Origin of the sequence: Hansschlegelia sp., assembly GCF_035538955.1 — a bacterium.
GTDB lineage: Bacteria > Pseudomonadota > Alphaproteobacteria > Rhizobiales > Methylopilaceae > Methylopila.
The window spans coordinates 14,718-25,811 of the sequence record NZ_DATLJK010000005.1 but is presented as its reverse complement, the minus strand read 5'-3'; the positions used below and the strand labels follow the sequence as shown (position 1 = coordinate 25,811).

Annotated in this window: 10 protein-coding genes; all 10 read right to left on the bottom strand. The window is 68.3% G+C overall.

Annotation, left to right across the window (positions count from 1 at the left end; genetic code table 11):
- Positions 1-20: 20 nt before the first annotated feature.
- The 10 genes from VM780_RS02735 to VM780_RS02690 all read right to left on the bottom strand — a co-directional run bounded on the left by VM780_RS02735 (position 21) and on the right by VM780_RS02690 (position 11,000).
- Positions 21-1,313: a glycosyltransferase gene (locus VM780_RS02735; protein ID WP_325444881.1), complete on the bottom strand. Its 1,293-nt coding sequence runs from the start codon at positions 1,311-1,313 to the stop codon at positions 21-23.
- A 158-nt stretch (positions 1,314-1,471) separates the two neighbouring features.
- Positions 1,472-2,422: an acyl-CoA desaturase gene (locus tag VM780_RS02730; protein ID WP_325444879.1), complete on the bottom strand. Its 951-nt coding sequence runs from the start codon at positions 2,420-2,422 to the stop codon at positions 1,472-1,474.
- A gap of 205 nt (positions 2,423-2,627) precedes the next feature.
- The gene (locus VM780_RS02725; RefSeq protein WP_325444877.1) at positions 2,628-4,154 is read right to left on the bottom strand and encodes an acyl-CoA carboxylase subunit beta; all 1,527 of its coding nucleotides are present in this window, start codon (positions 4,152-4,154) and stop codon (positions 2,628-2,630) included.
- Positions 4,155-4,281: 127 nt separating this feature from the next.
- Positions 4,282-4,899, bottom strand: coding sequence for a hypothetical protein (locus VM780_RS02720; RefSeq protein WP_325444875.1), 618 nt, complete (start codon positions 4,897-4,899; stop codon positions 4,282-4,284).
- A 199-nt stretch (positions 4,900-5,098) separates the two neighbouring features.
- Positions 5,099-5,842 carry an ATP12 family chaperone protein gene (locus VM780_RS02715; RefSeq protein WP_325444873.1) on the bottom strand — a complete coding sequence of 248 codons (744 nt, stop codon included), beginning with the start codon at positions 5,840-5,842 and terminating at the stop codon, positions 5,099-5,101.
- On the bottom strand, positions 5,842-6,513 hold the full coding sequence (locus VM780_RS02710; RefSeq protein WP_325444871.1) for an HAD-IA family hydrolase: 672 nt from the start codon (positions 6,511-6,513) through the stop codon (positions 5,842-5,844). Before VM780_RS02710 ends, VM780_RS02715 begins: the two co-directional genes overlap by 1 nt.
- A gap of 61 nt (positions 6,514-6,574) precedes the next feature.
- Complete coding sequence (locus VM780_RS02705; RefSeq protein WP_325444869.1) at positions 6,575-7,813, bottom strand: RluA family pseudouridine synthase; 1,239 nt, start codon at positions 7,811-7,813, stop codon at positions 6,575-6,577.
- A 92-nt stretch (positions 7,814-7,905) separates the two neighbouring features.
- On the bottom strand, positions 7,906-8,280 hold the full coding sequence (gene crcB / locus VM780_RS02700) for a fluoride efflux transporter CrcB (RefSeq protein ID WP_325444865.1): 375 nt from the start codon (positions 8,278-8,280) through the stop codon (positions 7,906-7,908).
- A gap of 3 nt (positions 8,281-8,283) precedes the next feature.
- Positions 8,284-9,594: a replication-associated recombination protein A gene (locus VM780_RS02695; RefSeq protein WP_325444863.1), complete on the bottom strand. Its 1,311-nt coding sequence runs from the start codon at positions 9,592-9,594 to the stop codon at positions 8,284-8,286.
- A complete protein-coding gene (locus tag VM780_RS02690; RefSeq protein WP_325444861.1) occupies positions 9,594-11,000 on the bottom strand; it encodes a DegQ family serine endoprotease in 1,407 nt (468 codons plus the stop codon). Before VM780_RS02690 ends, VM780_RS02695 begins: the two co-directional genes overlap by 1 nt.
- Positions 11,001-11,094: the final 94 nt, after the last annotated feature.

The following is an 11,094-nucleotide window of genomic DNA, read 5'->3' as shown; positions in this document are numbered from 1 at the left end:
TGCAGGGAGCGGCCGCCTCGTCAAATGCTCCGGCGCCGCCGCGCGGGCGTCGCCACGGCGCGAGGCGCTCCCTCGCTCTCGATCAAATTGCAGGCGTCGACGATCGCGTCCGTGCGGCCGCAGCGCGCCGCCACGCCCGCGCACCGCTCTGCAACCTCTGGCGAGACGAGCATCCGGCTTAGGACGTCAGCGGCGCGGCGCGCGCTGAAGCGTCGGCGGGACACGGACGCTCCGCAGCCGAGCCGTCGCACACGCGCCGCATGATCAAACTGGTCGAAAGCCATCGGCACGATGAGCTGGGGCGCGCCCGCGGCGAAGGCGAGCGAGACCGTGCCGACGCCGCCATGGTGCACCAGCGCCGCGCATCGCGGCAGCACCTCGCTCAGCGGCGCGTATTCGGTGAAGAAGGCGGCGTGCTCGAGCCCCTTCAGCGCCTCCATGGGCTGCTGCGAGAGCACCACGCAGCGCCGGCCAAGCCGCACGCAGGCCTCGATCGCGGCGCGGTAGAGCTTGTCGGACCCGAACCGCGCAGACCCGAAGGTCACCGCGATCGGCGGCTCGCCTGCCTCGAGGAATTCCTGCAGAGCGGGGTCCAGCCGCTCCGACCGGGCGCCGAAGAGATCAGCGCGGGGGAAATCAAGCTGGCGCGCCTGCCCGGGCCAGTCCGGCTGCGGCGCGGCGAACCAGTCCGGGAACAGCAGCGCCATGCGCCGGCGCGGCCGCCACCACTTGCGGAGGTTCTTGATCGGGGACAAGCCGAGTTCGGACCTGAAGGCGTTCAGCCTGGGGCGCAGTCGCGGCGCGATGGCGAATTTGTATGCGCCTGTCTGCAGCTTCCACTTCAGACTCCGAGGCAACCAGCGCGGCAGCGGCAGAAAGGGCAACCGCGGCGGCTCATGACGGCTCGGGAGCAGGATCGGCGTGAGATGCGCCCAGACCACCGGCGCGCCGAGGACTTCTTCGGCCACGCGGGCGCCGAGCGCGAGCGCGGACGCGACCACGACGGTCTCGCCGGGCACATGATTGCGCGCGATGAAGTCGTAGGTCGGCCGAACCAGGTCAGGAAGCGCGGCGAACAGGCGGCGCGGGCCCGCCCATGGCCGCCAGAAATCCGGATGATTGAACAGGCCGGCATAGTCGGCGGCAGACATCAGCGGCTTGAAGTCGACGCCGGCCCGCCGCGCCGGCGCTTCGAACGTCTCGGCGCTCGCAAGCGTGACGTCGTGCCCGCGGCGGCTGAGCTCCGCCGCCATCGCGATGAACGGCAGCACGTCGCCATAAGTGCCGATAGACACGACCAGTACGCGCATCATGTAGCCTGACCGTCCGAGCCCGCCCACCGGCCTCCGTCTAACTATAGGACTTGCGAGGCGAGAAGGGCTTCCCGTTCGGCGCGCAAATCCGCGCATGCAAAAAAGCCGGAGCACATGGCTCCGGCAGGCAGTCGCGGGAGAAAGGAAAGGCGGCGGATTCAGTCCGCCTTGGCGGTCGGCACGCGCACGACGTTCCAGACAAGTCCGAGCTTCTCCAGCCCGGAAATGATGTAGCCGTTGACGTCGATCTCGTACCAGGCGAGCCCGGCATAGGCGTTGCGCGGATGCTTGTGATGGTTGTTGTGCCAGCCGTCGCCGAAGGTCAGCAGCGCGAGGATCCAGTTGTTCTTCGCGTGGCTGTGGTTGTCGAACCGCTCGGAGCCGAAGGTATGGCCGATCGAGTTCACCGCGAGCACGATGTTGAGGAACAGGAAGGTCCGCAGGAACCCGCCGACCAGCATCGAACCTATCCCGTGCTCGAGGCCGCCGAAGGCGTAGCCGAACAGGAACGGCGCTCCGGCCATGGAGACGAAGGCCCAGAACCAGCGGGTGCGATGGCACCACATGATCACTGGATCCTGCTGCAGGTCGCGGGCGAAGACGTCGAGGTCGGTGGTCGTGGCGTCGCCGAGCCAGCCGATATGGCTGTGGAACAGGCCCCTCAGCGTGCCCTCATTGTTGCACATGCCGTCGACGACCGGGCTGTGGACGTCGCCGCACTGGTCCGCGTGCGCGTGGTGGCGGCGATGGTCTGCGACCCAGCGCAGCACCGAGCCCTGGCAGCAGAGCTGCGCCAGAATGCCGATCGCGTAGCGCATCGGCGTTGAAGTCTCGAAGGCGCGGTGGGTGAAGTAGCGGTGATAGCCCATCCCCACGCCGACATTGATGACGACGTAGCCGACGGCGAGCGAGGTCCACTCGATCCAGGTCATCTGGTGCGTGAACATCCACCAGACGCCGAACATGGCGCCGACCGCCATGCCGCCGATCAGCGTGCCGTATTCAAGCCGTTTCCAGAGCGCGTCGGGCCCGCCGACTTTGACGCCCTTGCGCGGGTGAACACGCTCCTCGGCTTCGCCGCGGAGCGGTGCAAGATCGAGTGCGACCATTCCTGACCTCATCGCTACGCGCGATCGGCCACGAAGCGCCGCCTGGTCAGCGGCGCGCAGGCGCACGCCCTCGCTCTCGATCGCGAGGGTTAATGAAGCGTTAACAGCGCGCGAAAGCGAGTCGGAAGTTACCGAAAGGTTTATCGCCGCAAATCGGCGTCAACCTTTTTCGGACGGCCCGTCCCAAGGTGGGACGAAACAAGCCTTACAGCGGAATGTTGTCGTGCTTCTTCCACGGGTTCTCGAGCCGCTTGCCCCTCAGCATGGCGAGCGCGCGGGCCACCCGGCGGCGCGTCGAGCGAGGAAGGATGACCTCGTCGATGTAGCCGCGCTCGGCCGCGACGAAGGGCGACATGAAGCGGTCCTCGTATTCCTTCGTCTTCTGCGCGATGCCCTCGGCGTCGGCGCCGCGGAAGATGATCTCGACCGCGCCCTTGGCGCCCATCACGGCGATCTGCGCCGACGGCCAAGCGTAGTTCACGTCGCCCCGCAGATGCTTGGACGCCATGACGTCATAGGCGCCGCCGAACGCCTTGCGGGTGATGACGGTGACCTTCGGCACGGTCGCCTCCGCGTAGGCGAACAGCAGCTTGGCGCCGTGCTTGATGAGGCCGCCATATTCCTGCGCGGTGCCGGGCAGGAAGCCCGGCACGTCGACGAAGGTCACGATCGGAATTTCGAAGCAGTCGCAGAAGCGCACGAAGCGCGCGGCCTTGCGGCTCGCATCGCTGTCGAGAACCCCGGCCAGCACCATCGGCTGATTTGCCACGATGCCGACCGTGCGGCCCTCCATCCGCCCGAAGCCGGTGACGATGTTGCGCGCGAAGGATTCTTGGATCTCGAAGAAGTCGGCCTCGTCGACCGTCTTCAGAATAAGCTCCTTGATGTCGTAGGGCTTGTTCGGATTGTCCGGGATCAGCGTGTCGAGCGAGGCGTCCAGCCGGTCGGGATCGTCGAAGGACGGCCATTCCGGCACGCCCTCGATGTTGTTGCCCGGCAGGAAATCCATCAGCCGGCGCATGTCGACCAGAGCGTCGACGTCATTGTCATAGGCGCCGTCGGCGATCGAGGACTTGGTGGTGTGGACCTTTGCGCCGCCCAGCTCCTCGGACGTGACCGTCTCGTTGGTCACGGTCTTCACCACGTCCGGACCCGTCACGAACATGTAGGAGCGGTCGCGGACCATGAAGATGAAGTCAGTCATCGCCGGCGAATAGACGTCGCCGCCGGCGCACGGACCCATGATCACCGAGATCTGCGGGATCACGCCTGAGGCCAGCACGTTGCGCTGGAACACCTCGCCATAGCCGCCAAGCGCCGCGACGCCCTCCTGGATGCGCGCGCCGCCGGCGTCGAACAGGCCGATCACCGGCGCCCGGTTGCGGATCGCCATGTCCTGGATCTTGGTGATCTTCTGCGCGTGCGCCTCGGACAGCGAACCGCCGAACACGGTGAAGTCCTTGGCGAAGACGAAGACCTTGCGGCCGTTCACCGTGCCCCAGCCGGTGACGACGCCGTCGCCCGGGATCTTCTGCTTCTCCATGCCGAAGTCGCTCGAGCGGTGCTCGACGAACATGTCGTATTCTTCGAAGGAGCCGGGATCGAGCAGGATCTCGAGCCGCTCGCGCGCCGTGAGCTTGCCGCGCGCGTGCTGGGCGGCGATGCGCTTCTCTCCGCCCCCGAGTCGGGCCGTCGCGCGGCGCTGCTCAAGCTCCTGCAGAATGTCCTTCATCGCGACCGCGCCCTTCGAAAATCAAGGATGTTGCGGTGCAGCCCTAGCCCGGCGCACGCGGCGCGGCAACGTCGACAAAGGAGGAAGACCGGCCCGGCCTGCGGGGCCGATCTTCACACCCGCGCCCTCAGGCGCTGGGCGCAGGAGCCGCTTTGGGCTTCACCGGCGCACCCTGTCGTTCAGGCGCTGCGGGGGATGGCGCGATCGGCGCGGGCTCCGCTTCCTCGACGATCGGGCGCTTGCTGGCCTCGGCGGCGGCGTCGGAGCCGTAAACCTTGGCCATGACTTCGACCGCGAGCCCGTCAGCGAGACGCTGGTCGACGACGCTCTTGTCCTGCATCGCCGCGATCAGCACCCCCGACAGCCCGTTCAGCGCCACCTGGTCGAGCGCGACGGCGTCGAATTCGCCTTGCGGCCTGCCGCTGGCGTCGGCGACCGAAACGTGAGCGGACAGCTTATTGGCGTCGCCCACCAGAGCGGACTTCAAAGCGTCTTTGTAGTGAAGCTCCGTGACCATGATCCGCAGCTGCTTCGGCGCGCCGCTGTGACCGAAACGCGAGGCCTCCCGGCGCGTCTGCGCGGCGACGAGGCCGCCGATCGTGGGCGACGTCACGGTTTCCTTGAGGCTCACATCGACCTTGTCGATGAAGGACTCTCTCGGAACCATTGGCGGATAGCTTGCGCAGGCGCTGACGCCAAGCGCGAGCGCGGCGGCGGCGACGTGGAGCAGACGAACGATTCGCATGTTGTTTCCCCCCGGAAAGCTCCTGCTTAACCGAAGCCCTCAACCGCGACGCGCAGAATATTGTCGAATGATCAATCAGAGCAAAGTTCTCCACCGGAAGGTGCGACAACTATGTCCAGGGTAGGTCAGCAGCGGGATCTGCAGAGGAACTGCGTTTCAGGCGTCTAGGCCGCCGCTTGAGGCGAGATCGCAGGCTGCTTCAGTCGCGCAAGGCGCTCAGAGCGAGCATGCGCGCGGCGGCGTCCATCTCGACGCGCCGGGCTTCCTGCCGGGCCGCGGCCTCGGCGTCATGGCCCCAGAGTTCGGCGTTCCACCCGTCATCCACGTTTGCGGCCGCCCACGCCTGTTCGGCCGTGTGCCAGCCCCGCAGGACGCCAAGCGCGAGAAGCGCCGAACCGGTCAAGGTCGTGATCGTGCTGAGGGCGGCGAGGACGAAATCGTCCTCCCGCGGCACCGCATGGCGCACCGCCTCGAGCGTCTCCGCCGGCTGATCGACGAACATCACGCCTTCCGCGAGGATGAAGCGGGCGCGCAGTTCGTCGCGCGCGAAGGCCAGCACCGGATCCCAATGCTCCCTCTGCCGGGCCACCAGCCGGTCGGGCGTGTCGGCTCGATAGCAGACGAGATCGCTCGAAGCGTATTTGACGATCTCCGCCACCACGGCGTCCCGCTCGCGGGCGACGCCGTCGAGCGCGACATTGGCGATGCGGGTGAGCGGCATCGTCCGCGGGTCTATGACCTCTTTCTGGGCGCGCCATTCCTCCGCCACGGCTTCGGCGAGCCGGCGCGACGCAAAGGCGAGCTCGGCCCTGGCGGGCGTCCTCACCTTCCGGCTGTCGAGCGTTACGAAAAAAAGCCCCGCGTCCTCAAGAACATCGACCTGCTTGTAGAACCGCTTCGGCAGCGCGGTCTTGCCGGGCGCATCTGAACGAACATCAGTCATCACGCCGCCTCCACGTTGAGAAGCCCCAGAACTCCCGGCAGTTCCTCGAAACTATCCAGGATGGTCTCCGCGCCCGCCGCCAGCAGCCGGTCGCGCGGGTGATACCCCCACGAGACGCCGATCGCCCGCGCGCCCGCAGCGCGCGCCATCTCCATGTCGAAGGTGGTGTCGCCGATCATCGCGGCGTCCTGCGGAGCCACGCCGGCCTCGGCGGCGGCCTGAAGCACCATCGCGGGATGCGGTTTCGAGGGCGCGTCGTCGGCGGTCTGCCGAGTGACGAAACGGCCGTGCAGTCCATACCGGTCGAGGAAGTGCGCCACCCCGCGCCGCGAGTTTCCGGTGGCGAGGCCCAACAGCACATTTTCGCGCGCCGCCAGAGCCTCGATGATCTCGAGCGCGCCCGGATAGAGCGGCATCGCGTCAGGCGAACGCCTGCGGCGATCCATGAAGCTGCTCTTGAAGGCCTCGCCGAGCGCCTCGAGCGGATGGTCGGACGCCTCCGCCGAGAGCTCGGCCACGGCCTCGGCCACCGAGAGGCCGACGATCGCCCGCACCGCCTCTCGCGTCGGAGCCGGGAGGCCATGTTGCAGATAGGCTTCCGACATCGCCGCCACGATGGCGTGCTGGCTGTCGACGAGGGTTCCGTCGACATCGAAGATCACGAGCTTCATAGGCCATGACCTAAGCCCGCGCGCCGTTGCGCACAAGCGAGCCGCGCTGGGCGATCGAGGCTCAGTCTTCCGGCGCGTCGACGATCGGATCGTACTCGCTGGCGTCGAAGCCGAGCACGCTCCAGGACTGCGCCATATGGGGCGGCAGCGGCGCGGAGACGTCGAGGATGTCGCCATTCGCGAGCGGCAGCACGAGCCGGCGCGCCAGCAGGTGCAGCCGATTCTGCAGGCCGCCGGGAAATTCCCAGTTCTCGACGTTGAAGTACTTCGGGTCGCCGACGATGGGATGGCCGATATGGGCGCAATGGGCGCGGAGCTGGTGGGTGCGGCCCGTGACCGGCTTCAGCGACAGCCATGAGAGCTTCTGCCCGGCCTGATCGACCACGGCGTAATAGGTAAGGGCATGGGCCGCGCCGTCGTCCCCGTGCAGCGCGACCTGCATGCGCTCTCCCTCGGCGCCCTCGCCTTCGCCCTTCGCCAGATAGGTCGAGATCCGGCCCTGCCGCACGCGCGGCACGCCGGCGACGAGCGCCCAATAGATCTTGCGGGTGAGCCGGGAGCGGAAGGCGCGGGCGAGCTCCGAGGCGGCGAGCCGGGTCTTGGCCACCACCAGAACGCCCGCTGTGTCCTTGTCGATGCGGTGGACGAGGCGCGGCTTCTGGCCCTGCCGGTCGCGCAAAGCGTCAAGCATCCCGTCGACGTGTCGCGTCGTGCCGGAGCCGCCCTGCACCGCAAGACCGAACGGCTTGTTCAGCACCAGGATTTCGCGGCTCTCGAAGAGCGTGATGTCCTTCAGGAACTTGGCGTCCTTGTCGTCGCTCGACGCCTGGCGCACGGCGGGCGCGGCAACGCCCTCCCCGTCTTCGTCCTCGTTCTTGAGCGGCGGCACGCGGATCTGCATGCCGGCGGAAAGCCGGGTCGCCGTCTTGGCGCGCGCGCCGTCCACCCGGATCTGGCCTGTCCGGCAAAGCTTCTGCAGGTGCCCGAATGCGAGCGCGGGAAAGCGCTCCTTGAACCAGCGGTCGAGCCGCATGCCTTCTTCGGAGTCGCGCACCGGGATCGTCTGCACGCCCGCCGCCTTGCCGGGCAGCGCCGGCAGCGGCTTGGCCGCCATCGCGATGCTCTTCTCGACCGCCGAGCGCGGCGCTCCGGAGAGCTTCGGCGCGGCGGGTTTCTTGGCCGGGTTGCGGAACGCCGCGCCGGCGGCGGCCCTGGCTGCCGCCTTGGTCGGACGGCCGGCCTTGGTGCGTACAGGGGGGCGGGACCCCGGCTTGGATCCGCGTGAGGTGCGGTCGGCCATCACGGACGTGCTTTCGGTTCGCCGATACGGCCGCGACGCCCGGCTCGCGGCGCGTCGACGACTTTACGTTTCGATTGAGAAGAACTGGTCTTTTAGCCTAGCGCGCGCCCGAGCGCGAGGCCGCCGAACAGAGCAGCGATCGAGAGCGCGACGGAGGCCGCCACATAACCTGCGGCGAGGCCCGCATCCCCCCGCTCCCATAGCGTCACCGCGTCGAGCGAGAAGGCCGAAAAGGTGGTGAAGCCGCCAAGCACGCCGGTCATCAGAAACACGCGCAGCTCCTGCGAGCCGCTCCTGAACGCCAGCATGGCCGCGATCAGCCCCATGACGAAGCCGCCGACGACGTTCACCGTGAACGTGCCCCAAGGGAAGCTCATCCCGAAGGCGCGGGCGGCGGCGACGTTCACCAGATAGCGCGCGACGGAGCCCAGCGCTCCCCCGAGCGCGACGAGAAGCGCAGGGACCATGATCTACTCCCGCTCCGCCCGGAGCTTCGCCCAATAGTCCAGCCGCTTCCTGAGCTCCCGCTCGAACCCCCGGTCCGGCGGATCGTAGAACCGCCGACGGCCCATTTCCTCGGGGAAGTAGTCCTGACCCGAAAACGCCTCGGGCGCGTCGTGATCATAGGCGTAGCCGGCGCCGTAGCCCTCCGACTTCATCAGCTTGGTGGGCGCGTTGAGGATGTGTTTGGGCGGAAGCAGCGAGCCGTGCTCCTTCGCCGCCGCGCGAGCCCGCTTGTAGGCGACATAGACCGCGTTCGACTTCGGAGCGGTCGCGAGATGCACCACGCATTCCGCAAGCGCTAGCTCGCCTTCCGGGGTCCCGAGCTGCTCATAGGCGTCGCGCGCCGCGATGGCGACGGTGAGCGCCTGCGGATCGGCGAGGCCGATATCCTCGGAGGCCATGCGGATCAGCCGGCGGGCGAGGTAGAGCGGGTCCTCGCCGGCGTCGAGCATGCGGGCCAGCCAGTAGAGCGCGGCGTCCGGGTCCGAGCCGCGCACCGATTTGTGCAGCGCGGAGATCAGATTGTAGTGCCCGTCGGCGGACTTGTCGTAGATCGGCGCGCGCCGCTGCACGACGTCCTGCACGCGCTCTGCGTCGAACACCTCCCCCGCCCGCGCCGCACGCCAGATCTCCTCCGCGAGCGTGAGCGCCGCGCGGCCGTCGCCGTCGGCCATGCGGATCAGCGCCGCGCGCGCCTCCGGGTCGAGCGGAAGCCCCCTGCCCTCGATCGCTTCGGCGCGCGCCAGCAGCTTCTCGATCGCTTCGGCGTCGAGCGATTTGAAGACCAGCACGCGGGCGCGGGACAGCAGGGCGGCGTTAAGGGCGAAGGACGGGTTCTCGGTGGTGGCGCCGACAAGCGTGACGGTGCCGTCCTCCATCACCGGCAGGAAACTGTCCTGCTGCGCCTTGTTGAAGCGGTGGATCTCGTCGACGAACAGCAGGGTTCCGCGGCCGGCGGCGCGGCGCGCCCGCGCCGTCTCGAACACCTTCTTCAGATCGGCGACGCCGGAGAAGATCGCGGAGATCGGCTCGAAGGCGAGGTTCGTGGCGTCCGCCAGCAGCCGGCCGACGGTCGTCTTGCCGGTGCCGGGCGGTCCCCAGAAGATCAGGCTGCCAAGGCTGCGCGCCGCCACCAGGCGACCCAGCGCGCCGTCCGGCCCCAGCAGATGCTGCTGCCCGATCACCTCGTCGAGCGTCGTCGGGCGGAGCCTGTCCGCAAGCGGGCGCGGCGCGTCGCGCTCAAGTCCAGCCGCCTCGAACAGGTTGGCCACGTCCATCAGCCTCCGAACACGGAGGTGATGGTATGCCCGTCGCGCTCGATGGTGACCTTCCAGACCCGCGGATGACCTGAGGAGATACGGACGAGGTCGCGCACGTCAGCGACCTTCGCGTCGTTCACGGCGCGAACGATGTCCCCCTTCTGAAAGCCGAGCTGCTGGGCGATCGAGCCGTCGGCGACCTCCATCACCACCACGCCGCGCAACGCCTGGTCGAGCGACATCTCGTCGGCGAGCGCCGGCGACAGATTGCCGACGGTCGCGCCCTGGAAAGGCGACTCGCTGCGGAGCGCACGCGCTTCGCGCGCCGGAATCTCGGGCGCGCGCGAAAGCTCCACCCGGACCTTGCGCTCGGCGCCTCCGCGGCTGAGCGTGATCTCCGCCTGGCCGCCGACCGGCCGGGTCGCGAAGCGGTAGTTGAAGCCCTCCACGCCATCGACCGGCCGCCCGTCGACCGCCACCACCAGATCGCCCTGCTCGACGCCCGCCTTCGCGGCGGGCGAGTCAGGCGCCACGTTCGACACCAGCGCGCCGGTGGGCAGCTTGAGGCCGAGGCCCTCCGCGATCTCCGGCGTGACCGTCTGCAGCGAGGCCCCGAACCAGGGGCGCACCACCGACTTGGCGCCCGAGCGCGCGGATGAGAGCACGACCCGCACCATGTTCGACGGGATCGCGAAACCGATGCCAACGGAGCCGCCGGACTGCGAAAAGATCGCGGTGTTGATTCCGACCAGTTTGCCGTCGAGATCGACCAGCGCGCCGCCGGAATTGCCGGGGTTGATCGCGGCGTCGGTCTGGATGAAGGACTGGTAGTCGTCGACGCCGATCTGCGTGCGCGCAAGCGCGGAGACGATGCCGGACGTCACCGTCTGCCCGACCCCGAACGGATTGCCGACGGCGAGCACCAGGTCGCCGACCTGAACGGCGTCCGAGTCGGCGAAGTCCAGAGTCGGAAACTTCTCGGAGCCGTCCCCGATCTTCAGCACCGCCATGTCGGCGCGCTGGTCCTTGAGCAGGATCTTGGCTTCGAACTCGCGCTTGTCGGCGAGCGCGACGCGCACCTCCGTCATTCCCTCCACGACATGGTTGTTGGTGACGACCAGGCCATCGGGTCCGACGATCACGCCGGAGCCCAGAGAGCGCTGCACGCGCTCCCGCGGCATCCCGCCGTCGCCGAAGAACTGCCGGAAGAACGGATCGTCGAACAGCGGGTTGCGCTGCCGTCGCTCGGTGCGGCTGGCGTAGATGTTCACCACCGCGGGGGTAACGTTGTGCACCACCGGCGCGAAGGACAGCTTGACCTCCTCGCGGCTCTCCGGCAGCCGCCGGTCCTCGGCCTGCGCGCCGGCCGGAAGGACCGAAAGGGCGGCGAGCAGAGCCACGCCCAAGGCCGGGATGAGTTTCATGACTTACGCTCCGCATCGACGGCGTCAGAAGCCGTCTCACATAATGCGGCGGGCGCGCGCGTAAAACTGCGACCCCGCCGCACGCCCTCTCGAG